This is a genomic window from Thermus sediminis (genome assembly GCF_003426945.1).
Taxonomy (GTDB): domain Bacteria; phylum Deinococcota; class Deinococci; order Deinococcales; family Thermaceae; genus Thermus; species Thermus sediminis.
This window is the reverse complement of the sequence record NZ_QURO01000004.1, coordinates 1,184,112-1,208,926: the sequence shown is the minus strand read 5'-3', so window position 1 is coordinate 1,208,926 and position 24,815 is coordinate 1,184,112. Positions and strand designations below refer to the sequence as shown.

Sequence of the window (24,815 nt, the reverse complement as noted above, 5' to 3'; positions counted from 1 at the left end):
ACGGGAAACAGGAGGGGACGTGGGCCTGAGCCCGGAGGGCAGGGGGCTTCTTCTGGAGGGGGGAAAGGCTTTGGGGCTGGACCTAAGGCCCCACCTAGAGGCATTTTCCCGCCTCTACGACCTCCTCATGGAGGGCAACCGCAAGGCCAACCTCACCGCTCTGCGCACGGAGCGGGAGGTGGTGGCCAAGCACTTCCTGGACTCCCTCACCCTCCTTCTCTTTCCCCTCTGGAAAGGACCCCTCAGGGTCTTGGACCTGGGCACAGGGGCTGGGTTTCCCGGTCTTCCCCTGAAGATCGTGCGCCCGGAGCTGGAGGTGGTCCTCCTGGACGCTACCCGGAAGAAGGTGGCCTTCCTGGAGGAGGCGGTGGCGGCCCTGGGGCTCGAGGGGGCCTACCCCCTCTGGGGCCGGGCGGAAGAGGTGGCCCACTTGCCGGAGCACCGGGAGGCCTACCATCGGGTGACGGCCCGGGCCGTGGCCCACCTCTGCGTCCTGGCGGAGCTAGGGCTTCCCTTCCTCCGGCGGGGCGGGCATATGGTGGCTCAGAAGGGGCCCAAGGTAAGGGAGGAGCTCTCCCTTCTGCCCAAGGCCCTGGGCCCCTTGGGGGGTTCCTTGGGGGAGGTGCGCTCTTTCCGCCCCCCCTTTTTGGAGGAGGAGCGGGCCCTGGTGGTCCTAGCCAAGGAGGCCCCCACGCCCTCCGCCTACCCCCGCCGCCCGGGGGTTCCCGAGAAAAAACCTTTATGCTAGTGGGCGAGGTGCGCCGCATCGCCCTGGTCAACCAGAAAGGAGGGGTGGGCAAGACCACGACCGCCATCAACCTGGCCGCCTATCTGGGCCGCATGGGTAAGCGGGTCCTGCTGGTGGACCTGGACCCCCAGATGAACGCCACCAGCGGCCTAGGATTGCGCCCGAGGAAGGGGGTGTACCAGCTCTTGCAGGGGGAGCCCCTGGAGGAGTTGGTCCACCCCGTGGACGGGTTCCATCTCCTTCCCGCTACCCCAGATCTCGTGGGGGCCATGGTGGAGCTGGCGGACAACCCCCTGGCCCTGGCCCAAGCCCTGCGGGACGAAGGCTACGACTTCACCCTTCTGGATGTTCCCCCCAGCCTCTCCCCCCTGACGCTAAACGCCCTGGGGGCGGCCCAAGGGGTGGTGGTGCCGGTGCAGGCCGAGTACTACGCCCTCGAGGGGGTGGTGGGGCTCCTCGCTACCCTAGACGAGGTGCGGGGCCGCCTCAACACCGCCTTGAGGCTTCTTGGCATCCTCATCACCATGTACGATGGCCGCACCTTGCTTTCCCAGCAGGTGGAGGGGGAGCTCAGGGCCCACTTTGGGGAGAGGGTCTTCTGGACGGTGGTCCCCAGAAACGTGCGTCTGGCGGAGGCCCCTGGCTTTGGCCGCACCATCGCCCAGCACGCCCCCACCTCCCCGGGAGCCCACGCCTACCGGCGCCTGGCCGAGGAGGTGATGGCCCGTGTCCAAGAGGGTTAGCGGTCTAGGAAGGGGCCTTGAGGCCCTCCTGCCCAAGGGGACCGGCGGGGTGGTGCGCCTTCCCCTTTCGGCCATCCGCCCTAGCCCCGCCCAGCCCCGGCGGCGGTTTTCCCCGGAGAGCCTGGAGGAGCTCGCCGCCTCCATCCGGGAGAAGGGCCTCCTCCAGCCCCTCCTGGTGCGCCCCAAGGGGGAAGGGTACGAGCTGGTAGCCGGGGAAAGGCGCTTTAGGGCCGCCCAAATGGCGGGGCTTTCCGAGGTGCCCGCCCTGGTGCGGGACCTCACGGACCGGGAGGCCCTGGAACTGGCCCTGGTGGAAAACCTCCAGCGGGAGGACCTTTCCCCCGTGGAGGAGGCCCGGGGGTACCAGGCCCTTCTTTCCATGGGCTTGACGCAGGAGGAGGTGGCCCGGCGGGTGGGCAAGGCCCGCTCCACGGTGGCCAATGCCCTGAGGCTCCTCCAGTTGCCCGAGGAGGTCCTGGAGGCTTTGGAGGTGGGGGAGATCACGGCGGGGCACGCCCGGGCCCTCCTCATGCTGGAGCCCGAGGACCGGCTCTGGGGCCTGGGGGAAATTCTGGAGAAGGGGCTTTCCGTGCGCCAGGCTGAGGCCTTAAGGGAGCGCCTAGGCAAGGAGCGGAGGCCCAAGGAGCCCTCCCCCCTTTCCTTGGAGCTCTCCCGGCACCTGGGCCTTCCTGTGAAGGTGGTGGGGGGGAGGCGGGGCCGCCTGGTCATCCACTACCGCTCCCCTGAGGAACTCTCGGCCCTTCTGGAGCGCCTGGGCTACCACGCGTAGCCGAAGCTCACCCGGACCGCCCCCATCCGGTCCGTGCGGTAGACCTTTGCCCCGTGGGCCTCGAGGCGCCCCAGGACCTCGGGGTGGGGGTGGCCGTAGGGGTTCCTCCCCACCCCGATGAGGGCGATTCCCGGCCTGGTCCTGGCCAGGAGGGCCTCGGAGGTTCCCGTGCGGGAGCCGTGGTGGCTGACCTTGAGGACCTCCAGGGCCTCCACGGAAAGCCTAGCCTCCACCTCCTTCGGCAGGTCCGCTAGGAGGAGGGCTCTGGCGGGGCCAAACTCCAAGAGGAGGGCGAGGCCATCCCAGTTGTCGTCCCCGCTCAAGAAGGCGGGCCAGAGGACCCGAAGCCACCCCTTCCCCACCCGGATCTCCGTGCCCGCCCCGGGGTAGAGGGTGGCGACCCCTTTAGCCTCCAGCGCCCGGACCAGGGGGTGGTCCTTGGGGAAGGCGGGGGAGAGGAGGGCGAGGCCCACCGGGACCTCCTCCACCACCTTGAGAAGCCCCCCGTAGTGGTCGGCGTCGGGGTGGGTGGCCACCACGACCTCGAGGGCCTCCACCCCCAAGGCCCTCAGGGCCCGCACCACCCTCTCCCCTTGCCAAGGCCTCCCCCCGTCCACCAGCACCTCGGCCCTGCCCATCCGGGCCAGGAGGGCATCCCCCTGGCCCACGTCCAAAAGCCACAGGTCCAGGGGTTTGGGGAGACCCGCCGCTAGGCTCGCCAGCACGGGCAGGGTGGCGAGGAGGAGGGCTTTCCGCCAGGGGAGGACCCGGTGGAGGGCCAAAAGGGGGGGAAGCAGGCCTAGGTAGTAAAGGGCGAAGCCCCATGGGGAGATCTCTCCCCACCACAAGAGGGGAGCCTGGGAGGCCTGTTCCGCCAGGGCCAGGAGGGCCTGGGCCAGAGGCTCCACGGGGAAGGCCAAGGCCCCTCCCAGGAGGAGCTTGAGGAAGCCCAGGGGCACCAGAAGGGCCGCCAGGGGGAGGGCCAGGAGGTTGCTGAGGGGAGCGAGGAGGGGGAGGAAGTGGAAGCGGTGGAGGAGAAGGGGGGCCAGGAAGGCCTGGACCGCTAGGCTAGCGGCGAGCCCCCCGAGGAGGTAACCCCGGAACCCAGGGGGGAGCTTTAGGGAGGGGAGGACCAGGGCCAGGCCCAAGACGGCCAGGTAGGAGAGCTGAAAGCCCAGGCTGAGGAGGGCCTCGGGCCTCAGGAGGAGCTGGAGGAAAAGGGCCACCCCCAGGGCCTGGACCACCCCCGCGGCCCCTAGGCCCAGGAAGAGGCCGAGGAGGGAGAGGCCCGCCATGAGGCTGGCCCGTACCAGGGAGGGGCTGGGGCCCGCCAGGAAGAGGTAGAGGGGGAGGAGGCCCAGGGCCAAGAGGTAGCGCCAGCGGCCCAAGGGGAGAAGGAGGGCGCTTCCCACGAGGAAGCCCACGTGGAGGCCGGAGACCGCCAGGAGGTGGGCCAGGCCCGCCCTTTGAAAGAGGCTGTAGGCCTCCTCGAGGCCCAGCTTCTCGCCCAGGACCAGGCCCTCCAAAACCTCCTTGGTGGGCGGGGAGAGGCCCGCGGCCAGCCTTTCCCGTAAAGGGGCTCGCGGATTGGGGAGGGGGGAGAGGAGCTGGGCCCGTTCCACGTGAAACACCCCCTTTACGCCTTGGGCCAGGAGCCAGGCCCGCTCGTCAAACCCCCCGGGGTTGCGCCGGGGCTCGGGAGGAGCCAGGTACCCCCGTAGGTGGTAAACCCCGTCCTCCAGGGGCGGAAAGCGCCGCAGGCGCAGGCGGTGCCCCTGCCATTCGGTAAACCCCTCCCGGACGGTGAAGGTGCCCTCTATCCGCAGGCCGTAAGGGGGTTCCGGGACGGGGAAGAGGAGCCCCCGCCCGAGGACCAGGAGGAAACCCAGGAGGAGGGGCAGCCGTTGCCAGAAAAGGAGGAAGGGGACCAGGACCAGGGCCAGAGGGTAGAGGAGAACCCAGGCTCCCAGGAGACCCCCTAGGCCCAAGCCTACCCCAGGGGAAACGAGGTGCATCCTCACGGCACCACGTAAGGCCGGAGCTTCTCCAGGGTGGCCGGGCCGATGCCCTTCACTTTGAGGAGATCCTCCACCGTTTCGTAGGGCCTCCCCTCTAGGATGCGCCTCGCTAGGACGGGGCCTATCCCGGGGAGGGCCTCTAGGTCCTCGAGGCTGGCCCGGTTCAGGCTCACGGGCTCCGGGGCTGGCGGGGTGAAGGCGGCCTCCACAAGCGTCTCCACCCGCACGGGGTGAGGCCTGGGGGAGATCTTGGGCCAGAGGCTAAGGAGGCCGAGAAGGGCTACCGCGAGGAGGTAGCCAAGGACCACTCCGTCAAGGCCAGCCCAAGCCCGCCCAAAACCACCCCGGCCAGGGCCCAGGGATCGGCCCCGGGGTTCAGGGCCACGAAGGCCACGGTGTAGGCCAGGGTGAGGAGGGCGAGGGCCTTTAGGGGAAGGGCCAAAGGGCTTCCACCCCCCTTGGGTCTGGGGGTGTCGGCTGGGGCTTCCGCCGCCTTGGGCTCCGGGGCTAGCTCCACCGAGGCGGGCTTGGGCGGGGCCTCCTCTTCCCAAATGGGGACCCTCTGGCCCTCCCCGCTTGGGGCGTGGGAAGCGGGTTCGGGGCTGGGGAGAGGGGAGGCCTGGGGGCTTGGCGGCGGGGCGGCGGTGGCCTTCCGGGCCCGGGCCACGTGGGGCCTAAGGCCCTCCAGGAAGGCCTTGAGCTCCTCCAGGGGAAAGACCCTCAGGGGGATGGTAAGGGTCTCCTCCTCCCCCTGGACCACCAGGTTCCCTCCCTCGCCGCGGCCCACCCGGCGGATGCGGGAAAGCGCCATCCTCTTTACCCCGGTCTCGTCCACCAACACCAGGTGGGTTTCCGTCACGGCCAGGAACCCCCCGGGCCCCTCCAAGCGTGCCAGGGCCCGCTCTGCCAGGCGGGAAAAGGCTTCCTCGTACTTGCCCATGGCCCCATTGTATACTCCCTCTCATGCCTCTCCGCCTAGGTCACCGCGGCCTTGCCCTGGGGGTGAGGGAGAACACCCTGGAGGCTTTCAGGAAAGCCCTGGAGTTAGGCCTGGACGGCTTTGAGTTGGACGTGCACCAGACCCGAGACGGGGTCTTGGTGGTCCACCACGACTTCACCCTGAAGGGGGTTCCCATCGCCAGCCTCGTCCTGAAGGAACTCCCCCCCTACGTGCCCACCCTCGAGGCCGTCTTGCAGGCCTTTCCCCAGATCTGGATCAACGTGGAGCTGAAGAGCCTCCCCCCCGAGACCGACGGCAGGGAGGAGGCCCTGGCCCACCTCCTCGCCCGCTACCCCTCGGAGCGCCTTTGGGTGAGCTCCTTTGACCCCCTGGCCCTGGTGCGCCTTGGGCGCCTGGGGGTACGGCCTCTGGGCTTCCTCTACCAGAAGCCCGAGGCCTTGGAGCTCGCCCCCTGCCTGGGTGTGGATTGGGTCCACCCCTGGGAGGCCCTGCTCACCGAGGAGGAGGTGCGCCGGCTCAAGGGCCGCTACCGGGTCCTGGCCTGGACGGTGAACGATCGCTCCCGGGCCGGAGCCCTCGCGGCGTGGGGAGTGGACGCCCTGGTCACGGACATTCCAGAGGCCCTCGTATAATGGAGGGGCTATGGCGAACCTGAAGAGCCTTCCCGTGGGCAAGGGTGCTCCCGAGGTGGTCCACATGGTCATCGAGGTCCCCCGGGGCTCAGGCAACAAGTACGAGTACGACCCCGAGCTGGGGGTGATCAAGCTGGATAGGGTGCTCCCCGGAGCCCAGTTCTACCCCGGGGACTACGGCTTCATCCCCTCCACCCTAGCGGAGGACGGGGACCCCCTGGACGGGCTCGTCCTCTCCACCTACCCCCTTCTGCCCGGGGTGGTGGTGGAGGTACGCCCCGTGGGCCTCCTCCTCATGGAGGACGAAAAGGGAAACGATGCCAAGATCATCGGGGTGGCAGCTGAGGACCAACGCCTGGACCACATCCAGGACATCGGGGACATACCTGAGGGCATAAAGCAGGAGATCCAGCACTTCTTTGAAACCTACAAGGCCCTCGAGGCCAAGAAGGGCAAGTGGGTGAAGGTGACGGGCTGGCGGGGCCGGGAGGCGGCCTTGGAAGAGGTCCGGGCCTGCATCGCTCGCCACGCGGGCTGAGGAGCCTCTCCCCCTTTGGGGGGCAGGATCCTCCTGGGAGGTGGTTCATGGTGTGCCCGGTTTGCGGCGAGCCCCTGGACCTGGAGGGGTACGAGGCAGGGGATCTCTTGGACTGCGAGGCCTGCGGTGCGGTCCTCCACCTCCTTTCCGACGGCACCTTGGAGGTGGTGGAGGTGCCTGGGGAGGAAAAGGAGCCCCTTTGGGGCCTCGAGGCCTTTGGGAAGGGGGAGGAGGTGGTTCTCCGCTTCTCCGGGGGGACCTTAGAGGAGGTGCGCCTCCTCAAGGCCGAGCTTCTAGAGGCCCTGGGGCGGCTGGAGGAGGGGGTGGGCGGGGAGCCTCCCAGGGAGGCGGAGGACGAGCCCAACCTGGAGCCCGACTACCTGACCGTTCACGTGGGGACCGACCAGGGCCCCCTCGTCCTGCGGCGGATCCTCTTCCCCGGGGCCAGGGACCTTTTGGAGTTCACCCTGCCCTCGGGCTCCCTCTACGAGCTCCCCTTCCGCCAGGTTCTGGCGGCGCTTAGGCCCGTGCTCCTCTAGCCCCATGCGCTTGGTTCTGGTCCCCACCCCCATCGGCAACCTGGAGGACATCACCCTAAGGGCCCTCCGGGTGCTGCAGGAGGCGGAGGTGGTGGCCTGCGAGGACACCCGGCGCACGGGGCTTCTCCTCCGCCACTACGGCATCCCCACCCCCACCTTGCGCCTGGACGGGCACACCGTGGGCCGGGCCAAGGACCTCCTCGCCCCCTACGCCTACGTGGCCTACGCCACGGACGCGGGTACCCCGGGGATCTCGGACCCTGGGGCGGAGCTGGTGCGCCTGGCCTTAGAATGGGGCTGGCGGGTGGAAGCCCTTCCTGGTCCCACTGCCCTCATCCCCGCCCTGGTGGCCTCGGGCCTGCCCACCCACCGCTTCACCTTTGAGGGCTTCCTCCCCAAGGGGGGAAAGGAGCGCAAGGAAAGGCTTCAGGCCCTGGCCCAGGAAGGGAGGACCGCGGTGCTCTACGAAAGCCCCCACCGCCTTAGGAAAACCCTTCAGGACCTCATAGAAGTCTACGGGGAAGCCCACCCCGCGGCCGTGGCCCGGGAGATCAGCAAGGTCCACGAGGAGGTCTTCCGGGGAAGCCTGGGGGAGGCGCTGGGGCGTTTCGCCGAGCCCAAGGGGGAGTTCGTCCTGGTCCTGGGGCCCAAGGAGGCCCCGGCCCCGGACGCCAGAAGGCTCCATGAGGCGCTCAAGGCCCAAGGCCTTTCCGGGAAGGCCCTCTTCCGCGCCCTGGTGGCGGCGGGGGTGCCCCGGAACGAGGCCTACCGCCTAAGCGTGGAGGATAGATGAAGCGTATTGGGGTTTTCACCAGCGGGGGCGATGCCCCTGGCATGAACGCGGCCATCCGGGCCGTGGTGCGCCAGGCCTACGCCCTGGGGATTGAGGTCGTGGGCATTCGCCGGGGCTACGCGGGCATGATTCAGGGGGAGATGGTCCCCCTGGGGGTGCGGGACGTGGCCAACATCCTGCAGCGGGGGGGTACCCTCCTCCTCACCGCCCGGAGCCAGGAGTTCTTCACGGAGGAGGGGCGGGCCAAGGCGGTGGCTAAGCTGAAGGCCGCAGGCATAGGGGGCCTGGTGGCCATCGGTGGGGACGGCACTTTCCGCGGGGCCATGCGCCTTGTGGAGGAGCACAGGGTGCCGGTGGTGGGGGTGCCGGGCACCATTGACAACGACCTCTTTGGCACCGACCACACCATTGGCTTTGACACCGCGGTGAACACCGCCTTGGAGGCCATTGACCGCATCCGGGACACCGCGGCGAGCCACGAGCGGGTCTTCTTCATCGAGGTCATGGGGCGGCACGCGGGCTTCATCGCCCTGGACGTGGGCCTGGCGGGGGGTGCGGAGGTGATCGCCGTGCCCGAGGAGCCCGTGGACCCCAGGGCCATCGCCCAGGGGCTTTTGGAGTCCCAGAAGCGGGGGAAGACCAGCTCCATCGTGGTGGTGGCGGAAGGGGCCTATCCCGGCGGGGCAGCAGGCCTCCTTTCCGCCATTCAGGAGCACGTAAGGGTGGAGGCCAGGGTCACGGTCCTGGGCCACATCCAGCGGGGAGGAAGCCCCACGGCCAAGGACCGCATCCTGGCGAGCCGCCTGGGGGCGGCGGCGGTGGAGGCCCTGGCCGGGGGGACCAGCGGGGTGATGGTGGGAGAGGTGGAGGGGGAGGTGGAGTTCACCCCCCTCGAGGAGGCTGTGGAGCGCAGGAAGGATATCAAGCGGGCCCTCCTCTCCCTATCGCGGGTGCTGGCCCTCTAGGGCGAGGGCCTTCCGGAGCCAGGGGGTCTGCCAGGCCAAGCGGAAGACCTCCCGGGCGAAAGGGCTTTCGCTCACCCCTTGGTAGACGGGGGTGGGGAGGTTCACCGAGGGGTAGCGCAGGGTGGCCCCCACCGCTTCCCAAGGAAATCCCGCCCAGAGGGCTAGGGCCAGGAAAAACCCCACGAGGAAGCCTCCCAGGGTGCCCAAAAAGGCCTCGAGGCCCTGGGAGAGGGGGGGGAGGGGTAGGCTTTTCCCCAGGAGCCCCAGGAGGAGGCCAAGGCCCAAACCCCACCAGGGCCCGGAAAGCGAGAGCTGGGCCAGAAGGAGGTAGAGGAGGACCCCAAGCCCCGCGAAGGCCAGGGGAAGCCCCCCTCGGTAGCCCAAGGCGATCCCCAGGGCCAGGCTGAAGAGGGCCAGGAGGTCCACCCAGGTGAGCATGCCTAGAGTCTACCCCCTGAGGCCCCAACCCCTGGCCCTGAGGGCGGCGAAGATCCCCTCCATGGCGGCGTCCACCTCCTCGTCCTTGAGGGTCCTTTCCGGGTGGCGGAAGCGGAGGTGGAAGGCGAGGCTCTTCTCCCCCTCCCTAAGGGGCGGCCCCTGGTAGAGGTCAAAGGGGGCCAGGCTCTCCAAGTGGGGCCCCGCCGCCTCCCGGATGGCCCTTTCCACCTCCCCGTAGGGGGTGGCCTCGGGCACCACCACGGCCAGGTCCCGCAGGGCCAGGGGGTAGCGGGGGGGGTCTTGGAAGGCCAGGGGCTTTTCCGGGAGGGGCAGGGTGAGCTCAAAGAGCCACACCGGGGGAAGCTCCAGGGCCCGGGCGATCTCGGGGTGGAGCTGGCCCAAAAAGCCCTTCTCCTCTCCCTCCACCAAGACCCGCCCCGAGGCCCCGGGGTGGAGGAAGGGGTAGGGGTGGGCCTCCACCCGGAAGTCCAGGCCAAGCTGTCTGAAGAAGGCCTCCAGGTAGCCCTTGAGGAGGAAGAAGCCGGAAAGCCGCTCCTTGCTCCAGGATAGGCCCAGGCCCTCGCCGAAGAGGAGGCCCGCGAGGTGGCTCCTCTCCTCCACCACCCCTTCCGCCACCCGGTAGACCCGGCCCAGCTCGAAGAGGAGGGCCCGCTCGGGGCGGTCCAGGGCCAGGTTCTCCTTGAGGGTCTTGAGGAGGCCGGGAAAGAGGTGGGTCCTGAGGGCGGCCTTCTCCGGGGCCAGGGGGTTTTGGAGGCGCAGAGGGTAAGGGGGAAGGCGGAAGAGGGGGGCCTCCTCGGGGTCGGCGAAGCTGTAGGTGTAGACCTCCTGGAAGCCCAGGCCCGCCAGAAGTTCCCTTAGACCTTCCTCCTTCCGGTAGGGGGCCTCCACCCCCCGGTTGTCGGGGGCGGGGAAGAAGGCGGGGAGGGCCAGGGGGATGGTCTCGTAGCCCTGGATGCGGGCCACCTCCTCCACCAGGTCCTCCTCCAGCTGGAGGTCCAGGCGGTAGCTGGGGGGGGTTACCCGGTAGGGGCCATCCCCTTCCACCCGGCACCCCAGCCGCCTCAGGATGGCCACCTGGGCCTCCTCGGGGTACTGGGTGCCCAGGAGGGCGTTGGCGTACCCTGGGCGGAAGGGGATGGGCCCTGGGGGTTTGGGGCTTCCCGCCTCGAGGATCCCCTCCGCCACCCGGGCCTTCGCCAGGGCCTGGAGGAGGGCCAGGGCCCGCCTCTGGGCGGGGACCTGGCCCAGGGGGTCCACCCCCCGCTCAAAGCGGTGGCTGGCCTCGGTGCGGAGGCCGTGGCGGCGGGCGGTCTTGCGGATGGAAACGGGGTCAAAGGCGGCCACCTCGAGGGCGATGGCCTCCGTGTCCCCCCGCACCTCGCTCTCCGCCCCCCCCATGACCCCGGCGAGGCCTAAGGGGAAGCTTTCCTCCCCCTGGATGCCGGCGATGACCAGGTCCTCCGGGTGGAGGGTCCGCTCCACCCCGTCCAGGGTGCGAAGCCTTTCCCCCTCCCGGGCCCGGCGCACCCGGATCCCCTCCCCCACGAAGCGCAGGTCAAAGGCGTGCATGGGCTGGGCCCTTTCCAGCATCACGTAGTTGGTGATGTCCACGACGTTGCTGATGGGGCGCATCCCCGCGGCGAAGAGGGCCCGCTGGAGCCAGAGGGGGCTTGGGGCCACCTTTAGGCCAAAGGCGTAGCCCAGGGTGAAGTGGGGGGCCCCCAGGGGGTCTTCCACCTGGAGACGGAAGGGAAGGGGCACGGGCTCCGCCTGGTAGCGGGCCTCGGGCTCCCGGAGGGCGTAGCCCAGGGCGTGGAGGTCCCGGGCCAGGCCCAGAAGGCCCAGGGCGTCCGGGCGGTTGGGGGTGACCTCCAGGTCCAAGACCACCTCCTCGGGCCAGGCCTCGGCCAGGGGGATGCCGGGGGGAAGGGCCTCCGCGGGGAACTCCAGAAGCCCCCCGCCGTACTCCCCCACCCCGAGCTCCCTGGGGGAGAGGGCCATGCCGAAGGAGCGCACCCCCTGGATGACCCGTTCCCCCACCCTTAGGCCCCCTAGCTCCGTCCCGGGAAGGGCCAGGGCCACCCCGATCCCCTCCCGGGCGTTCTCCGCCCCGGAGACCACCTCCACCACCTCCTCGGCCTCCAGGACCAGGCGCTTTAGGGCAGTGCCGGGGATGGGGTGGGCCTCGAGGACCCGGGCGAAGACCACCCCTTGGGGGATGCGGAAAACCCGCTCCATCCGGTCCGTCTCAAAGCCCAAGCCCGCCAAGCGCTCCTCCAGGACCTCGGGGCTTTCCAGCTCGGGAACGTATTCTTTGAGCCAGGAGAAGGGCACCTTCATAAAATCCCCCGGAATTGCTCCAGGAACTTCAGCCTGCCCCCAAAGAAGTAGCGGATGTCGGGGATGCCGTAGCGGAGCATGGCGAGCCGCTCCACCCCAAGCCCGAAGGCGAAGCCCGTGACCCCCTGGTAGGCGGGGGGAAGGCCTAGACCCTTCCGGTAGGCGTCCACCGCCTGGAAGACCCGGGGGTGGACCATCCCCGCCCCGCCCAGCTCCAGCCACTTCCCCCCCTCGGGCCACCAGATGGCGAACTGGGCCCCGGGCTCCACGAAGGGGAAGTAGACGGGCTGGAAGCGCACCCGGGACCCGGGGCCGTAGAGGGCCTGGGCGAGCTCAAAAATGGCCCCTTTGAGGTGGGCCATGGTGATCCCCTCCCCCACCACCAGACCCTCCAGCTGGTGGAAGACGGCCTCGTGGGTGGCGTCCGTCTGCTCAAAGCGGAAGACCCTGCCCGGCACCACGATGCGGAAGGGGGGGGTGTGGGCCACCATGTAGCGCACCTGCATGGGGGAGGTGTGGGTGCGAAGGAGGAGCCTCCCCTCCACCCCCTCCCCCAGGGGCCCCTTCAGGCGGAGGCCCCCATCCTCCAGCCAGATGGTGTCCCACATGTCCCGGGCGGGGTGGTGCTCGGGGATGTTGAGGGCGTCAAAGTTGAAGAACTCCCCCTCCACCTCGGGCCCCGTCACCGCCTGGTAGCCCAGGGCCCGGAAGGTGGAAAGGAGCTCCCTCTCCATGAGGGTGATGGGGTGGAGGCCCCCCGCGAAGAGGCCCACCCCGGGCAGGGAGACGTCCAGGCGCTCCCCTTCCAGGGCCCGCCTTAGGGCCTCCTCCTCCAGGGCCCTTTCCCGCTCCTCTAGGGCCTTCTCCAGGGCCTCCTTGAGGGCGTTCAGGGCCTGGCCCCGCGCCCTTCTCTCCTCCAGGGGAAGGCTGGCGAGGGCCTTCATCTCCTGGGTGAGGAGGCCCTTCTTGCCCAGGTATCGGGCCTTGAGGGCTTTTAGGGCCTCGAGGTCCTGGGCGCTTTGGATGGCGGCTAAGGCTTCCTCTAGCTCCCGCATCCTAAAGAGGATACCCCATTCGCTGGACCCAGCGGAGGAAGGCCTCGGGGGGTTTGGGGGCCTCCCCCCCGTCCTTCCAGGCGAAGCGGAGGTCCCTTAGGGGGCCGTCCCCCACCCCCATCCCCCGGGGGAAGAGGGGGCGGAGGTCCAAGGGCTCCACCTCTTCCCCGAGGAAGGCCTCCCGCAAGCGGGCCACCTCCTTCTCGGGGCCGAAGTGGAAGGCGTAAAGGGCCCCCTCCAGGGCGAAGAGGAAGCGGGGCCTGGGGGAAAGCTCGGGAAACCTCCCTTCCCAGGGGCGGCGCAAGAAGGCCGAGGCCTGCCCTGGCCTGAGGCGGAAGACCGCCTCCAAGGCCTCTCCCAAAAGCCCAAAGCTCCCCACGAAGGGGCGCACCAGGTCGTACCCCTGGACGTTCTTCACCACCCGCCCCCCGGCCCGCACCACCTCCCCCTTGGGGGTGCGGAAGGTGAGGCCCAGGACCTCGGCGGGGAAGAAGAAGGTCTGGGCGAAGCCCCCCCGGGCCAGGAGCCCTCCCACGCCCCCGGGGAGCTCCACGGGGGGAAAGGGCGGGAAGAGCCCACTACCCTTCAGGGCCTCGTAGACCTCCAGAAGCCCCGCCCCTCCCGGGGCCACCAGGTACTGGTCGGCGGCGTGGAGCTCCATGGGGCCATGCTACGCCCTGGCGGGGCCCCTTGGGAACGGCGCAGGCCTTAAGGCTTTTTTCCAGATTAGGACAGGCCATCCCGGGCCAAAGCCCTTTTTCGCCCATTAATTCCACCAAGAATAGTTACTATCAAACTTGGGGCTTGTACGATGCAACGGCACTTCTTTACGCTTCTATAGCGTATAGTGTCCTTCCCAGGCCCACTTCTGGAACACTTTTGAACCTGGTATACCGTTGCGGTGAAGTGCTATAATGCCCTTGTCCCGGGCAACCGGGAGGGGACCTTGAAAGCAGGTTTTTCCCGTCGGGGACGGCGATATTCGCTTATGCATGCCCCTCCGCCCTTTCTCCTCCAGCTTCCCATGGGGCCAAACCCCCCAAAACCCCCGTTTTCCCACCCATGCATATTCCAAACTTCATCTTTCTCACAAAACCCCCCTCCGGCGGCCCCGTCCAGGACGGGATTCTTAGAGGGGTAGAGTTGCAGAACCTTTAGCCCCGTAAGGGGATTGCGACACTGGTCAAGGTTTTCCCCCGACCAGTAGAACTGATAGGTGTTGCAGAACCTTTAGCCCCGTAAGGGGATTGCGACTCATAGTAAACCTCGCTGCCCCAGGTAACCCTGAGGTAGAGTTGCAGAACCTTTAGCCCCGTAAGGGGATTGCGACTCTGGGCGCAACCGCTTTTCAAAGGAGTAGACTAAACGGGTTGCAGAACCTTTAGCCCCGTAAGGGGATTGCGACTCGTGGCCCAATCCAGGGCCGCCGCGGGGATGCCCATGTTGCAGAACCTTTAGCCCCGTAAGGGGATTGATACTGTCTTCCCCATCAAGCCAACCCCTGGCTTGGCCGTGGTGGGCCCTGGACCTTCCCTTCCTCGGCCTGTGGAGCCCGTTAGCGGCCACTAGGGCCGGCTCTAACAAGGAAGCGGCGGCTTAACCCCCTAAAGAGCGGCGGTATACTGGTCCCGAAAGGCCCATAGCGCTCTACCTCTCCCTTTTAGGCAACGACCCAGCCCCCGCGTATCTAGGGCTGAAGTTGACGGCGCGAAGGGCAGGAGGTGCGGCGAGGGCCCTCTTCTACACCCACCAACCTTGGACCGAGGGCTACGAGGCCAAGCGCCGCGCCCTCTTTGCCCTGTTGGAGGAAAAGGGCATCCCCTTTGAGGAGCGGCCCCTTTCCGAGGCGGCCGCGCCAGAGGGGGATATGGGCGAGGTCTGGGTCAACCTCACGGGCGGTCCCAAGCTCTGGGCGGCGCGCCTCCTTGGGCTTTGGCGGCGGCCCAGGGCGCGGGTCTTCCTCCTCGAGGCCCACCGCCCCCTCGAGGCTCCCAAGGCCCTCTTCCTCTGGCCGGAGGAGGAGGACCTTTCCCTAGAGGCAGAGGCCCTCACCCTGGAGGAGTACGCCCGGCTCTACCTGGAGCCCTTGGGGGAAACGTGGGAGGAGGTGGGCCCACCCCCGGCCTTCCCCCGGGGAGCCCGCGCGGCCAGGCTTCCCCGGCGGGAGGGCGGGCTCTTCGTGGTCTACCGGGGCCGGCCCTACTGGGTGAGGCCCTTCCTGGAGAACCGGAGAAAGGAGATGCGCCGGGAGGCCTTCGCCGGCTTCGCTCAGGAGGCCCAGGGGCTTGGGGGGCAGCTCTGCCTTCCGGTGGTACCCTACCACGAGGACAACCTCCAAAGCCGCCCCCCTCCAGAACGGCGAAACGTCCTTGCCCGCTGGCGGGCCTGGGCTTCGGAGAACAGAGTCTTCCTGGTGGACCCTAGGGTTCCTCTAAGGCGGCAAGTGGACGCCCTCCTGCAGGCGGAGCCTTCCCCCAGGGCCCTGCCCTCGCCCCGGGGCCCCGTCCTTCTCGCCCTGGTATCGGAGCAGGCCGCGCCCCTCTACGGGGCCTACCTCTACGCCCGCCCCAAGGAGGTGTACCTCCTCAGCACGCCCGAGATGAAGGACCGGCTGCGGTGGGCAAGGGCCTTCTTCCAGGGCAAAAGGGTACGGGTGCACGCTGGCCCCCTCCCCGGGCCCTGGGCCCTTTGGGAGGTGCGGGACCTCCTCTCCCCCGTGGTGGAGGAGGCCCTCAGGCGGCGCCACCCCGTGCACGCCAACCTGAACGGTGGGACCCACGCCATGGCCCTCGGGCTCTACCTGGCCCTAAGGGAGGGTACCCAGGCCCACTACCTGGAGGAGGACCGTCTCCTCTTGCTGGAAGGGGGGGAGGCCCCGGTGCCCTGGGAGGAGGGAAGGCCTGAAGACCTCCTCGCCCTCCGGGGCTACCGCCTGAAGGAGGCGTACCCCTCCGTCCGCCCCGACCCGGAGGTCCTGGCCACGGCGGAGGAGATCCTGAGGCGCTGGGCCGAGGTCCAGGCCTCCTGGGAGGCCTCGCCCCTGGTGGGCCGCTTCTTCCGCCTCTGGGCCCGGCACTTTGGCCAGTCCTTTCCTCCCGAGGAGCGCCCGAGCCTCAAGGGGCTTCCCTTGGAGTACTTCGTCTACGCCCACCTCCAGGCGTACTTGGCCTCGAGGGGCGGGGTGGCCCTCATGGGCGGGAACCTCGTGCCCCCGGAGGGCAGGGAGGCTCTGGAAAGTCAATCCACAGAGGTGGACGGCCTTGCCCTCTACCGGGGCGCCCTCTGGTTCGTGGAGTGCAAGCCCGATGCGAAAAGCCTCAAGGGGCGGGGCCGTCTCCGTCTTATGGAAAACCTGGTCTCCTCCGTGGGAGGGAGCCGCTCTAAGGGGCTCATGGTGGCCCGCTCCTGGAAAGGGTCTCCTCCGCCCAAAAGTTCCAACCTGGTCTACATGGCCTGGGAGGCTGGGGAGGGTGTGCTCCGCTTCCCCCAGGACCTGGACAAGGCTCTAGAAAGGCGGGGGGGACCCCACTGATACCCTTTCTTCCAGACTCCTTCGCTCTGCCGGCTCAGAAAGGCCTCTCGGGAATCTTCTGCCGGGGCCCCCATCCTGGCTTGGGCCAGCATGGGGTAGTATGAGCCTCCTCGGCGGAGGGGGGAGCAAGGGGCGCCTAGGGGGATGGAGGCTCCCCCGCCTGTCAGCCGCGGCGGTGGGGGGTTGCTGGCGCCCCGGGGCTTCGCGCCAAGGCCCCGGGGCCTGTTTTTTGGTTCTCCCCGTGGAGGGGCCGGGTGGAGGTCTATCTGACGGGCGCCAAGGCCAGGGCCAGGAGGGCCAGGGCCACGCCCAAGCCCACGGCCAGGGGGAAGCTCTGGAGGAAGAGGGGGTAGAGGAGGCCCGCCAGGGTGCCCCCCAGGTAGAAGCCCGCCACGTAGGCCCCGCTCACCCCGGCCCCCCGCCTGCCCGCCGCCCCCGAGGCCAGGCTCTGGGCGGTGAAGAGGGCGGCCATCATGAGGACGAAGCCCAGGGCCAGCCCGGGCAGGGGCAGGAGGAGGAGGGCCATCCCCAGGATGGTCCCTAAAAAGGCCAGGCGGAAGGTGGCCACGGGGCCCATCCTTCGGGAAAGAAGCCCGGAGAGGGCGCTTCCCGGGATGCCGAAGAGGTAGGCCAGGTAGAGGAGGCCCACCTCTCCCGGCCCCAAGCCCATCTCCAGGAGGCGGTAGGGGAGGAGGTTGGCTAGGAAAAGGTTCAGGAAGAGGAGGATGCCCCCCACCAGGTAGAGGGGCCAGGCCCTGAGATCGTACCGGGGCGGGCCTAAAGGGGGCAGGCGGGAGGGGGCGCGGAGGAGGAGGAGGCCCAGGAGGAGGGCGGGGAGGGAGAGGAGGAAGAGGGCCCCCCGCACCCCCAGCCCTTCCGCCAAAAGCCCCGCCAGGACCCGGCCTAGCCCCCCGCCTAGGACGTTCCCCGCCATGTAGACCCCGGCCATCTCCCAGGCCCTTTGGGGGAAGAGGAGGGGCACCAGGGCGATGGCCAGGGCGGGCACCAGGGCTGCCCCCACCCCCTGGAGGAGGCGGGAGAGGGTCCAGAGGAAGAGGTTTGGGCTAAGGGCCCCCAAAAGCCCCCCAAGCCCCACCAGGAGGAGCCCCCCGCCTAGGATCATCCCCGCAGGCAGGGGAAGCCTCGGCACCAGAGGGGAGAGGAGGACGAGGAGGAGGAGGGGGAAGCCCATGCCTGGCCCCGCGGCCCCGGGGGGCGATCCAAAGAGCCCTTCCAAAAGGGGAAGCAGGGGGACCACGGCGTAGAGGGCACTGTAGAGGGCCACCCCCGAGAGGAGCACGGCCAGGCCCACCCCCTTATCCTAGGCGTATGCGGGCCCTCCAGGTGGCCCTCCCCCTGCCCCTTTCCCCCATGAGCTACCTGCCCCCCCTAGGGCGGGAGGGGGAGGCCCCCTTGGGCCTTCGGGTGGCCGTGCCCTGGCGGGGGGAGGTGCGGGTGGGGGTGGTGGTGGGGGAGGAACGGGTGAGGCCAAGCCCCGGCCTCCGCCACGCCCTTGCCTACCTGGACCAAAGCCCCTACCTGCGCCCGGAGGAGATCCGCTTCGCTGAGGAGGCCGCCCGCTACCTCTTCGCCCCCCTGGGCCAGGTCCTCATGGACTTCCTTCCCCCCTTCCCCGAGCTCACCCACCGGGTCCGCCTCTACCCCGGCGCCGACCCCAGGGTCCTGCCCCAGGGCCTCGAGGGCCTTTCCGAATGGCAGGAGGCCAAGGGCTACGACCCCAAGCTTTTGGACCTCTTGCGGGAAGCGGGGGTCCTGGAGGAGGAGGTGGCCTTCAAGGAGGGGAAGGCGGCCCTCATCCCCCTAAAGGAGGCCCATCCCGACCCCGAGCTGGACCGGGCCTTGCGGCTCCTTTGGGCGATGGGCCACGCGGAGAGCCTTTCCGCCCTGGCCCGGGCCTCGGGGCTTGGGGTGAGACGGGTGAAGCGCCTTCTGGAGGAGGGCTACATGGGCTACGGCCACCCCCCGGAGCCCCGGGGGGAGGGGGATGGGGTGGAACCCCTCTTCCTTCCCGAAAGGCCCGGGCGCCTAAATGGGGGGCGATTTTCCGAAAGGGTGCGGCTCCTGAAGGGGCTTTTGGCCCAGGGGAACCACCTGGTCCTCTTCCCGGAGGTGAGCCTCCTCCTGCGCTTCTTAGCCTTCTTCCCCGAGGCCAAGGCCTACCACGGGGGGCTTTCTCCAAGGGTGCGGGAGGCCCTTTTCCGAAGGCCCCAGGGCCTCCTCTTCGCCACCTATGGGGGGCTTCTTCTCCCCTTTACCCCGGATTCCCTGGTGGTGGTGGAGGAGGGGAGCGAGAGCTACAAGCTCCCCTCGGGCACCCGGGCCTTCATCCCCCCCTTGGCCGAGCTCAGGGCCAGGCTCCTGGGCATCCCCCTCACCTACCTCTCCCTGGTGCCTTCGGTGGAGGTCCTGGACAGGCCTGGCCTCACCTTCCCCGTGCCCAGGCCCAGGGTGATGGTCCTGGATTTGAAGCGGGAGAGGGGCTACCCCTTCACGGGCCGGGCCCTGGCCCTCCTAAGGCAGGTGGAGGCAAAGGGCCGGCAGGCGGTGGTCCTGGCCCCCCGCAAGGGGTATAGCGCCCTCCTCCTCTGCGGCGACTGCGGCTACCGGCCCACCTGCCCGGACTGCGCCCTCCCCTTGCGCTACCACCGGGAGGGGAGGGGGCGGCTCCTCTGCCACCAGTGCGGCCACGAGGAACCCCCGCCCCCCCTCTGCCCGGAGTGCGGCTCCCCCCTTTTGGAGCCCAGGGGGCCGGGGCTGGAGTGGCTTTCCGAAGAGCTCAAGCGGTGCCTCGCCCTCCCCGTCCTCCGCTACGCCAAGGAGGGGAAGGACGACCTGAATCCCCTTCTGGAGGGGAGGCCTGGGGTGGTGGTGGGCACCACCGCCATATTGCGGGGGCCAACGCTTCCCGAGCTCGCCCTGGTCCTCCTGCCCTACGCGGACGGCTTCCTCTACGAGAGCGATTTCCGGGCCTCGGAGCGGTACCACCGCCTCCTCTGGGCCCTTACGGAGCTCAGGCCGGGGCGGAGGCCCCTCATCCTCCTGCAGACCTATACCCCGGACCACCCTGCCCACGGGGGGCTTTTAGAGGGGAGCGTGGAGGCCTTCCCCTGGGTGGAAAGGGCCCAGCGGGAGGCCCTCCACTACCCCCCCAAGGTGCGCATGGTGAAGCTGGAGGTGAGCCACCGGGAGGAGGAGCGGGCCCTCGAGGCCGCCTTCGCCCTAAAGGAGGCCCTCAAGGGGGTGGCCCGGGAGGAGGAGGTCTTGGGGCCCGCCCCTGCCCCCGTGCCCCGGGTCAAGGGGGTCTACGTTTACCACCTCCTCCTCAGGGGGAGCACGGAGCGTCTTCAGGAGCTCCTCTCCCACCTGGACCGGCGGAGGGTTAAGCTGGACCCCGACCCCCACCACTTCGTGGGGCTTCTGGAGGACTAGGCATGCGGGGCTATCCCTGGCGGGCCTGGATGGAGGTGGACCTGGGGGCCCTTTGGGCCAACTACCGCCTCCTAAAGGCCAGGGCTCGGGGGGAGGTGATCCCAGTCCTCAAGGCCGAGGCCTACGGCCACGGGGCCCTGCCCCTCGCCCGCTTCCTGGAGGCAAGGGGGGTGGGGCGCTTCGCCGTGGCCACCCCCGCCGAGGGGCGGGCCCTGCGAGAGGGGGGGGTAAGGGGGGAGGTCCTCCTCTTGGGAAGCCTCCACCCCCTCGAGGCGGAAGAGGCCCTGAGGTGGGGCCTCACGCCCACCCTCTCCACCCTGGAGGCGGCGGAGGCCCTCTCGGGGAGGGCCCGGGCCCTGGGCCTCACCCCTAAGGCCCACCTCAAGGTGGACACGGGGATGAACCGGGTGGGCTTCCCCTGGGAGGAGGCCCTTTCCGCCTTGAGGGCGGTGGAGGCCCTGGGGGTGCGGGTGGAAGGGGTCTATAGCCACCTGGCCACGGCAGGGGAGGACGAGGCCTTCGTGGAGACCCAGAGGGCCCGCTTCCAGGGGGTGCGGGAGGCCCTGGGCCCAGGGTACTTCTACCACCTGGAGAACTCCTATGGCCTCCTCCTCCACGGGGGGGAAAACGTCCGGGTGGGCCTCGCCCTCTACGGCCTGGTGCCGAGGTTTGGCCTCCGGCCTATCCTCCGCCTCCTCGCTCGCCCCACCCTGGTGAAGCGCCTAAAGCCCGGGGACCGGGTGGGGTACGGGGGGGAGTACGTGGCCAGGGGCGGGGAGTGGCTCGCCACCCTGCCCGTGGGCTACGCCGACGGGCTTCCCCGGGGGGCGGTGGCCTCCATCAGGGGGCCTGGAGGGGGGCTTTGCCGGGTAGCGGGGCGGATCTCCATGGACCAGACCACGGTCCTCCTCCCAGGACCCCTGGGCCTGGAGGCGGTCTTTGAGGTCCTCTCCCCGGACTTCGGCCCTACGGGCCTCCTCGCCTGGGCCGAGGCCCGGGGCACCATCCCCTACGAGGTGGCCGTCCACCTCTCCCGCCGCCTGCCCCGGGTCTACCTCCTGGAGGGGGTAGAGTGGGCCCATGCAGGCGGTTAGGCTCTTCCAGGGCTACCTCTGGCACCCGAAGGGGGCCACCCTGGACCCCAAGGCCCTCCTCCCGGGGGAGGTCCTGGGGGCGAGGCTCCTCATAGACCCCGTTCCCCCGCCCACCCCCTTCTTTGAGGACGGCACCCCCACAGCCACCCAGGCCTTCTACCAGGTAACCCTCCTCCTCCTCACCGAAGAGCCCCCAGAGGCCCTAAAGCCCCTGGCGGAGAGGGTGGCTGAGGCCCTGAAGGCCCATCTGGAGGCCCTTCCTCCGGAGGTGGGCTGGCTTCTCCTAGAGGACCTGAGGCCCCTCTAGGGTATTGGTGAACGAACCTCGGCTTTGCCCCGGATCGGGCCTTTGTGTTGCCAAGCTCCGGCATGGGCACCTAGCGTTTCCTTAGGAAAAAGGCCAGGATGAGGGAAACGCCTCCCAGGACAAAGGCCCAGAGGCTTTCCCGCCCAAGGTAAAACCCCTTGGGCCTCAGGGGTTTAAGCACCCCGGTCTCGTAGGCCCGCACCTGGTCCAGGGGGTCCTCCGCCAGGAGGTCCACCAGAGGAGGGCTTCCCGGGGGGGCCATGAGGGTCCAAGGGCCCCCATCGGGGCTGGTGGGGCGCAGGTACCAGGGGGAGAAGGGATCAAAGAGGCCCACCCCCCCGTAGAGCCCGTACTGCCCCGGGGGGAGGCCCGTGTCCAGGAGGACCCACTCCCCCTCCCGCCAGGCCCTGACGGGGTTCCTCTTGCCGTCGGGCTCCCTTTTCTCCGCCCCGAAGCCCGTGAGGAGGTAGGCCACCTCCCACCCCTTTCCCTTGGGGGTGGAGAGGCCCGGCACCAGGGCCTCCTCCCCCCCCTCCTCGGTATCCAGGAAGAGGACCACCGTGGCCAAGCTAAAGCCCAAGGGGCCCTCTAGGGGGTTGGGGTAGCGGGCGAGGCGCACCCTGAGGATAAGCCGCCCTTCCCGGGCCTCTCCCGCCACGGCCAAAAGGTCGGCGAAGCCCTCCCCCGCTTCCCGGTAGAGGGCGGCCCGGGGGTAGCCATAGGCCAGGCCCCGGTCGTCCCCTAGGGGGTCTTGGAAGAGAAACAGCACCCTACGGTTATACCAGCTTGAGCAGGGCCTCCACCACCCTCCTGGGGTCGTGCTGGGCCAAGGGGCCCTCCTCCCGGAAATCCCCCTGGACCACCCGAACCCCGTCCACGGCGAAGGGCCTGGGGTCAAAGGCCACCGGGTGGCGCCCCTCGGCCCGGTAGCGGCAGAGGACCTCTTCGGGGATGGGGGCGGTGTGCACCAGGACCACATTAGGCCTGCGGCCCAGGTGGTAGGCGATGGCCTTGTAGTGGTCGTAGGCGGTGTAACCGTCGGTCTCCCCGGGCTCGGTCATGAGGTTCACCACGTAGACCAGGGGAGCCTTGGCCCTCAGGATGGCCTCCCTAAGGGGCTTGGGAAGGAAGCTGGGGATAACGCTGGTGTAAAGGCTTCCCGGTCCCAGGACTAGGAGGTCCGCCTCCCGGATGGCCTTTAGGGCTTGCGGCATCACCTCCTGGGGTTCGGGGACCAGGAAGACCTCCTGGATGCGCCCTCCCTTCCCACGGATGGCCACCTCCCCTTCCACCTCCTCCCCGCCGCGAAAGCGCGCCCCCAAGCGCACGGCCTCGGGAGTCGCGGGGAGGACCTGGCCCCTTAGGTTCAGGATGGCGTTGGCCTCGAGGATGGCTTCGGCGAAGTCCCCTGCCACCCCGTTCAGGGTCACCAGGAAGAGGTTGCCGAAGGTATGCCCCCCAAGCTCCCCCCGGTCAAAGCGGTGGGCCAGGAGCCGGGGCAGGGCGGGGTGGTCGGAAAGGGCAGCCAGGCAGTCCACCAGATCCCCCACCGCGGGGAGGCCGAAGGTGAGCCGGAGGCGGCCCGTAGAGCCCCCGTCGTCGGTGACGGCCACGATCCCCGTGGCACCCGCGGTGCGCTCCTTGAGGCCTGTTAGGACCCGGGAAAGCCCCGTTCCCCCGCCGAAGGCCACCACCCTTGGGCCCTTCTCCAACCTCCGCCTCACGTAGACCCTCTCGGGCACCTCCTCGGGCTCCATGAGGGCCGAGAGAAAGCTCCGGTTCATGGCCCTTATCCCCCCCACGAGGAGGAGGAGGCCCAGAAGGGCCAAGGCTGGGCCAAGGGCCCCTTGGGGCAACGGGGGAAGGAGAGGGGCGAGGCCCCAGGCTAGGAGCAGGACCCCTAGGCCGGCCAGGGCCGCGTAGCGCTTGACCCGCATCCCGGGGTAGAGCCAGCGGAGGGCGGGGAGGCGGCGGAAGAGGTCACTCCCTTTCCACATCCCGGTGGCTCACCTCCACCCGGAAGCGGCCCGAAAGGTCCTCGGCGAGCCGCTCGGCTACGGCCACGCTCCGGTGCCGCCCCCCCGTGCACCCCAAGGCCACGGTGTAGAAGGCCCGCCCCTCCTTCCTGGCCCCCTCCGCGGAAAGCCCCGCCACCGTGAGGAGGGTCCGGTAGAAGGGCTCCTCCCCCTCCCGGAAGACGTAGGCCCTCACCTCCGGGTCCAGGCCCGTCTTGGGCTTGAGGACGGGGTCGTAGTGGGGGTTGGGCAGGGGGCGCACGTCCAGGACCAGGTCCGCCTCCTGGGGCGGCCCCCACTTGAAGCCGAAGGAGAGGAGGCGGAGGGTGAAGCCCGTCTCCTCGCCCAAGAGGCGGGCCAGGGCCTCTTTGAGGGCCCTTGGGGCGAGCTCCGAGGTGTCCAGGACCAGGTGGGCCTGGGCCCGGAGGGCGGAAAGCACCTGCCGCTCCCGGCCAATCTCCCTGAGGAGGTTCCCCGCCCCTAGGGGGTGAAGCCTTCGGGTGAGGTTGTAGCGGCGGAGGAGGACCTCGGGGCGGGCCTCGAGGTAGACCACGGTGGGCCGGAGGGCCTTTAGGGCCTCCTCCAGGTCAGCGAAGAAGGCCAAGGCCCGGGCGTCCAGCACCACCCCCGCCCGCTCCATCCCCCTTTGGGCCAGTTCCTGCAGAAGGGGCTTCCAAAGGCTAGGGGGAAGGTTGTCCACCATGAAGTAGCCCAGGTCCTCCAAGAACCCTTTGGCCGTGGTCTTGCCCGCTCCGGAGAGGCCGCTTAGGACGAGGAAGCGCATCTCCCTGACTATACCTGCCTCCTAAGCCAGAGGTTGAAGAGGGCCAGGAGGAAGAGCCCGGGAAGCCCCACCACCCCCACGAGGAAGTCGTGCGTGCGCTCCACCAGAACCAGGGAAAGCCCGGCCACCCCGTTGAGGGTGCCGTGGAGGAGGGCGGCGGGCCAGAAGTCCTTTCGCCGGAGGCGTTCCCAGAGGTGGCCCCGCCACGTGAGCTCCCCGCCTGAGGCCGCTAGGAGGTTGACCTTGGCTTCGTCCATGGGCCCCCTAAGGGGGCTAGGCCTAGGAGAAGGGGTTCAGGAAGGGGAGGGGGGTGAGGGCCAAGGGGAATGGCCAGTGGCGGTTGGGCCGGAAGGCTAGGAGAGTCCGTGGGTCTAGCAGAGCGCCTTCACACCGTTTCCTCCCAGGAGAGGAGGGGCTTAGGGTCCTCCGGGTTCAGGAGTAGGCCGGTGCCGTCCTTGAGGACGAGGAGGACCCCTTCCCCTCGTCTTGCCCCCACCAGGGCCTCTACAGGAAGGCCCTCTAACCGGAAGTTCAGGCGGTAGTAGCCTGGCATCTGGGTGTTGGGACTTGGGGCGAGGAAGGGAAGGGCGTAGGACACAAGCCGTATGGAGGCCACCTCCGAGCGGTGCACCCCTCTTTCGCCGAAGGGGTGGTGGACCCTGAGGAAAGATCCCTCCAGCGCGTAGAAGAGTTTTTCGGGAAAGCCCCCAAGCCACAGGAAGAAGGCTCCCATGAACAGGGCGTTTGCGGCCGCCAAGGCGAGGAGGAAGGGTCTTTCCGAAGCCTCCACCGTGGTCGCGAAGAACCCCAGGGCGAGGAGGGAAGCCAGGTAGAGGGCGAAAAGGAGCGCCTTAGGGTTCCCGTCCCTCTTGGGTTCCAGCCTCGCCCTCATCCCTCCACCTCCCCGCCCTCCTGGCCGCTTCTTTGAGCAAGTATTCTATCTGGGCGTTCACGCTCCTGAGCTCGTCCTGGGCCCACTTCTCCAGGACCCGGTAGAGCCTCGGGTCCAGTCTAAGGAGAAAGGCCTTTTTCCCCTCTTGCTTGCCCTTCAC

25 protein-coding genes, 1 pseudogene and 1 CRISPR repeat array are annotated in these 24,815 nt (G+C 69.2%); of the genes and pseudogenes, 12 read left to right on the top strand and 14 right to left on the bottom strand.

Going from position 1 to position 24,815, the window contains the following annotated elements; all coding sequences use genetic code 11:
- The first annotated feature begins 19 nt into the window (after nucleotides 1-19).
- Genes rsmG through ATI37_RS07120 form a run of 3 tightly spaced genes read left to right on the top strand, consistent with a single transcriptional unit; the run spans nucleotide 20 to nucleotide 2,281 of the window.
- Entirely contained in the window at nucleotides 20-748 is a 729-nt protein-coding gene (gene rsmG / locus ATI37_RS07130) for a 16S rRNA (guanine(527)-N(7))-methyltransferase RsmG (RefSeq protein WP_117237754.1), read from the top strand.
- Nucleotides 742-1,491 carry a ParA family protein gene (locus ATI37_RS07125; protein ID WP_117237753.1) on the top strand — a complete coding sequence of 250 codons (750 nt, stop codon included), beginning with the start codon at nucleotides 742-744 and terminating at the stop codon, nucleotides 1,489-1,491. The genes rsmG and ATI37_RS07125 overlap by 7 nt, the downstream gene beginning before the upstream one ends.
- The gene (locus tag ATI37_RS07120; protein WP_117237752.1) at nucleotides 1,475-2,281 is read left to right on the top strand and encodes a ParB/RepB/Spo0J family partition protein; all 807 of its coding nucleotides are present in this window, start codon (nucleotides 1,475-1,477) and stop codon (nucleotides 2,279-2,281) included. The genes ATI37_RS07125 and ATI37_RS07120 overlap by 17 nt, the downstream gene beginning before the upstream one ends.
- Here ATI37_RS07120 and ATI37_RS07115 read toward each other — a convergent pair.
- The 3 genes from ATI37_RS07115 to ATI37_RS07105 are packed head-to-tail and all read right to left on the bottom strand — an operon-like array spanning nucleotide 2,269 to nucleotide 5,239.
- The gene (locus ATI37_RS07115) at nucleotides 2,269-4,296 is read right to left on the bottom strand and encodes a DNA internalization-related competence protein ComEC/Rec2 (protein ID WP_117237751.1); all 2,028 of its coding nucleotides are present in this window, start codon (nucleotides 4,294-4,296) and stop codon (nucleotides 2,269-2,271) included. The genes ATI37_RS07120 and ATI37_RS07115 overlap by 13 nt on opposite strands.
- Nucleotides 4,297-4,298: 2 nt before the next feature.
- On the bottom strand, nucleotides 4,299-4,607 hold the full coding sequence (locus ATI37_RS07110) for a ComEA family DNA-binding protein (RefSeq protein ID WP_117237750.1): 309 nt from the start codon (nucleotides 4,605-4,607) through the stop codon (nucleotides 4,299-4,301).
- The gene (locus ATI37_RS07105) at nucleotides 4,580-5,239 is read right to left on the bottom strand and encodes a YcxB family protein (RefSeq protein ID WP_117237749.1); all 660 of its coding nucleotides are present in this window, start codon (nucleotides 5,237-5,239) and stop codon (nucleotides 4,580-4,582) included. The genes ATI37_RS07110 and ATI37_RS07105 overlap by 28 nt, the downstream gene beginning before the upstream one ends.
- 23 nt (nucleotides 5,240-5,262) lie before the next feature.
- On the opposite strand from ATI37_RS07105, the gene ATI37_RS07100 reads away from it, so the two are divergent.
- The 5 genes from ATI37_RS07100 to pfkA are packed head-to-tail and all read left to right on the top strand — an operon-like array spanning nucleotide 5,263 to nucleotide 8,727.
- Nucleotides 5,263-5,892, top strand: coding sequence for a glycerophosphodiester phosphodiesterase (locus tag ATI37_RS07100; protein WP_117237748.1), 630 nt, complete (start codon nucleotides 5,263-5,265; stop codon nucleotides 5,890-5,892).
- Between the two features lie 10 nt (nucleotides 5,893-5,902).
- The gene (locus ATI37_RS07095) at nucleotides 5,903-6,430 is read left to right on the top strand and encodes an inorganic diphosphatase (RefSeq protein WP_117237747.1); all 528 of its coding nucleotides are present in this window, start codon (nucleotides 5,903-5,905) and stop codon (nucleotides 6,428-6,430) included.
- 47 nt (nucleotides 6,431-6,477) lie between these two features.
- Nucleotides 6,478-6,969: a TFIIB-type zinc ribbon-containing protein gene (locus tag ATI37_RS07090; protein ID WP_117237746.1), complete on the top strand. Its 492-nt coding sequence runs from the start codon at nucleotides 6,478-6,480 to the stop codon at nucleotides 6,967-6,969.
- A 4-nt stretch (nucleotides 6,970-6,973) separates the two neighbouring features.
- Nucleotides 6,974-7,762, top strand: coding sequence for a 16S rRNA (cytidine(1402)-2'-O)-methyltransferase (gene rsmI, locus ATI37_RS07085; protein WP_117237745.1), 789 nt, complete (start codon nucleotides 6,974-6,976; stop codon nucleotides 7,760-7,762).
- Complete coding sequence (pfkA, locus tag ATI37_RS07080; protein ID WP_117237744.1) at nucleotides 7,759-8,727, top strand: 6-phosphofructokinase; 969 nt, start codon at nucleotides 7,759-7,761, stop codon at nucleotides 8,725-8,727. Before rsmI ends, pfkA begins: the two co-directional genes overlap by 4 nt.
- Here the strand turns inward: pfkA and ATI37_RS07075 are convergent.
- Genes ATI37_RS07075 through ATI37_RS07060 form a run of 4 tightly spaced genes read right to left on the bottom strand, consistent with a single transcriptional unit; the run spans nucleotide 8,704 to nucleotide 13,242 of the window.
- Complete coding sequence (locus tag ATI37_RS07075; RefSeq protein WP_117237743.1) at nucleotides 8,704-9,165, bottom strand: hypothetical protein; 462 nt, start codon at nucleotides 9,163-9,165, stop codon at nucleotides 8,704-8,706. The two genes, pfkA and ATI37_RS07075, sit on opposite strands and share 24 nt — an antisense overlap.
- 9 nt (nucleotides 9,166-9,174) lie before the next feature.
- Nucleotides 9,175-11,526, bottom strand: coding sequence for a phenylalanine--tRNA ligase subunit beta (gene pheT / locus ATI37_RS07070; RefSeq protein ID WP_117237742.1), 2,352 nt, complete (start codon nucleotides 11,524-11,526; stop codon nucleotides 9,175-9,177).
- On the bottom strand, nucleotides 11,523-12,581 hold the full coding sequence (gene pheS / locus ATI37_RS07065; protein WP_117237741.1) for a phenylalanine--tRNA ligase subunit alpha: 1,059 nt from the start codon (nucleotides 12,579-12,581) through the stop codon (nucleotides 11,523-11,525). Before pheS ends, pheT begins: the two co-directional genes overlap by 4 nt.
- A 1-nt stretch (nucleotide 12,582) precedes the next feature.
- Nucleotides 12,583-13,242: an FAD-binding oxidoreductase gene (locus ATI37_RS07060; protein WP_117237740.1), complete on the bottom strand. Its 660-nt coding sequence runs from the start codon at nucleotides 13,240-13,242 to the stop codon at nucleotides 12,583-12,585.
- A 481-nt stretch (nucleotides 13,243-13,723) separates the two neighbouring features.
- Nucleotides 13,724-14,059: direct repeats of the CRISPR family, unit length 36 nt; unit sequence GTTGCAGAACCTTTAGCCCCGTAAGGGGATTGCGAC.
- Between the two features lie 221 nt (nucleotides 14,060-14,280).
- Here ATI37_RS07060 and ATI37_RS07055 point away from each other — a divergent pair.
- On the top strand, nucleotides 14,281-16,113 hold the full coding sequence (locus tag ATI37_RS07055) for a PDDEXK family nuclease (protein ID WP_232822463.1): 1,833 nt from the start codon (nucleotides 14,281-14,283) through the stop codon (nucleotides 16,111-16,113).
- Between the two features lie 262 nt (nucleotides 16,114-16,375).
- Here the strand turns inward: ATI37_RS07055 and ATI37_RS07050 are convergent, their stop codons facing one another.
- On the bottom strand, nucleotides 16,376-17,425 hold the full coding sequence (locus ATI37_RS07050) for an MFS transporter (RefSeq protein ID WP_117237738.1): 1,050 nt from the start codon (nucleotides 17,423-17,425) through the stop codon (nucleotides 16,376-16,378).
- Nucleotides 17,426-17,442: 17 nt separating this feature from the next.
- On the opposite strand from ATI37_RS07050, the gene ATI37_RS07045 reads away from it, so the two are divergent.
- The 3 genes from ATI37_RS07045 to ATI37_RS07035 are packed head-to-tail and all read left to right on the top strand — an operon-like array spanning nucleotide 17,443 to nucleotide 20,964.
- Nucleotides 17,443-19,563: a primosomal protein N' family DNA-binding protein gene (locus ATI37_RS07045; protein WP_198665520.1), complete on the top strand. Its 2,121-nt coding sequence runs from the start codon at nucleotides 17,443-17,445 to the stop codon at nucleotides 19,561-19,563.
- A gap of 2 nt (nucleotides 19,564-19,565) precedes the next feature.
- The gene (alr, locus tag ATI37_RS07040; protein ID WP_117237737.1) at nucleotides 19,566-20,657 is read left to right on the top strand and encodes an alanine racemase; all 1,092 of its coding nucleotides are present in this window, start codon (nucleotides 19,566-19,568) and stop codon (nucleotides 20,655-20,657) included.
- On the top strand, nucleotides 20,644-20,964 hold the full coding sequence (locus ATI37_RS07035; RefSeq protein WP_117237736.1) for a DUF3208 domain-containing protein: 321 nt from the start codon (nucleotides 20,644-20,646) through the stop codon (nucleotides 20,962-20,964). The genes alr and ATI37_RS07035 overlap by 14 nt, the downstream gene beginning before the upstream one ends.
- 70 nt (nucleotides 20,965-21,034) lie before the next feature.
- Here ATI37_RS07035 and ATI37_RS07030 read toward each other — a convergent pair whose 3' ends face one another.
- From ATI37_RS07030 to ATI37_RS07005, 6 genes and pseudogenes are all read right to left on the bottom strand, one after another.
- Nucleotides 21,035-21,733, bottom strand: coding sequence for a glucodextranase DOMON-like domain-containing protein (locus ATI37_RS07030; RefSeq protein WP_117237735.1), 699 nt, complete (start codon nucleotides 21,731-21,733; stop codon nucleotides 21,035-21,037).
- A 7-nt stretch (nucleotides 21,734-21,740) separates the two neighbouring features.
- Nucleotides 21,741-22,961, bottom strand: coding sequence for a gluconeogenesis factor YvcK family protein (locus tag ATI37_RS07025; RefSeq protein WP_117237734.1), 1,221 nt, complete (start codon nucleotides 22,959-22,961; stop codon nucleotides 21,741-21,743).
- Nucleotides 22,945-23,763 (bottom strand): RNase adapter RapZ, encoded by an 819-nt coding sequence (rapZ, locus tag ATI37_RS07020; RefSeq protein WP_117237733.1) that lies wholly within the window; start codon nucleotides 23,761-23,763, stop codon nucleotides 22,945-22,947. Before rapZ ends, ATI37_RS07025 begins: the two co-directional genes overlap by 17 nt.
- Nucleotides 23,764-23,771: 8 nt before the next feature.
- Nucleotides 23,772-24,032: pseudogene (locus ATI37_RS07015) on the bottom strand (CPBP family intramembrane glutamate endopeptidase); the annotation flags it as partial.
- 116 nt (nucleotides 24,033-24,148) lie between these two features.
- Nucleotides 24,149-24,655, bottom strand: coding sequence for a hypothetical protein (locus tag ATI37_RS07010; RefSeq protein WP_117237732.1), 507 nt, complete (start codon nucleotides 24,653-24,655; stop codon nucleotides 24,149-24,151).
- Nucleotides 24,615-24,815: a hypothetical protein gene (locus tag ATI37_RS07005; protein ID WP_117237731.1), complete on the bottom strand. Its 201-nt coding sequence runs from the start codon at nucleotides 24,813-24,815 to the stop codon at nucleotides 24,615-24,617. The genes ATI37_RS07010 and ATI37_RS07005 overlap by 41 nt, the downstream gene beginning before the upstream one ends.

Bases quoted from the DNA above. Each gene is read 5' to 3' on its own strand.
- pfkA (WP_117237744.1), top strand. From the start codon at position 7,759: ATGAAGCGTATTGGGGTTTTCACCAGCGGGGGCGATGCCCCTGGCATG.
- ATI37_RS07010 (WP_117237732.1), bottom strand. From the start codon at position 24,655: ATGAGGGCGAGGCTGGAACCCAAGAGGGACGGGAACCCTAAGGCGCTC.
- ATI37_RS07045 (WP_198665520.1), top strand. From the start codon at position 17,443: ATGCGGGCCCTCCAGGTGGCCCTCCCCCTGCCCCTTTCCCCCATGAGC.
- ATI37_RS07095 (WP_117237747.1), top strand. From the start codon at position 5,903: ATGGCGAACCTGAAGAGCCTTCCCGTGGGCAAGGGTGCTCCCGAGGTG.
- ATI37_RS07100 (WP_117237748.1), top strand. From the start codon at position 5,263: ATGCCTCTCCGCCTAGGTCACCGCGGCCTTGCCCTGGGGGTGAGGGAG.
- alr (WP_117237737.1), top strand. From the start codon at position 19,566: ATGCGGGGCTATCCCTGGCGGGCCTGGATGGAGGTGGACCTGGGGGCC.
- ATI37_RS07075 (WP_117237743.1), bottom strand. From the start codon at position 9,165: ATGCTCACCTGGGTGGACCTCCTGGCCCTCTTCAGCCTGGCCCTGGGG.
- ATI37_RS07090 (WP_117237746.1), top strand. From the start codon at position 6,478: ATGGTGTGCCCGGTTTGCGGCGAGCCCCTGGACCTGGAGGGGTACGAG.
- ATI37_RS07105 (WP_117237749.1), bottom strand. From the start codon at position 5,239: ATGGGCAAGTACGAGGAAGCCTTTTCCCGCCTGGCAGAGCGGGCCCTG.
- rapZ (WP_117237733.1), bottom strand. From the start codon at position 23,763: ATGCGCTTCCTCGTCCTAAGCGGCCTCTCCGGAGCGGGCAAGACCACG.
- ATI37_RS07025 (WP_117237734.1), bottom strand. From the start codon at position 22,961: ATGTGGAAAGGGAGTGACCTCTTCCGCCGCCTCCCCGCCCTCCGCTGG.
- pheS (WP_117237741.1), bottom strand. From the start codon at position 12,581: ATGCGGGAGCTAGAGGAAGCCTTAGCCGCCATCCAAAGCGCCCAGGAC.
- pheT (WP_117237742.1), bottom strand. From the start codon at position 11,526: ATGAAGGTGCCCTTCTCCTGGCTCAAAGAATACGTTCCCGAGCTGGAA.
- ATI37_RS07125 (WP_117237753.1), top strand. From the start codon at position 742: ATGCTAGTGGGCGAGGTGCGCCGCATCGCCCTGGTCAACCAGAAAGGA.
- ATI37_RS07115 (WP_117237751.1), bottom strand. From the start codon at position 4,296: ATGCACCTCGTTTCCCCTGGGGTAGGCTTGGGCCTAGGGGGTCTCCTG.
- ATI37_RS07060 (WP_117237740.1), bottom strand. From the start codon at position 13,242: ATGGAGCTCCACGCCGCCGACCAGTACCTGGTGGCCCCGGGAGGGGCG.
- rsmI (WP_117237745.1), top strand. From the start codon at position 6,974: ATGCGCTTGGTTCTGGTCCCCACCCCCATCGGCAACCTGGAGGACATC.
- ATI37_RS07035 (WP_117237736.1), top strand. From the start codon at position 20,644: ATGCAGGCGGTTAGGCTCTTCCAGGGCTACCTCTGGCACCCGAAGGGG.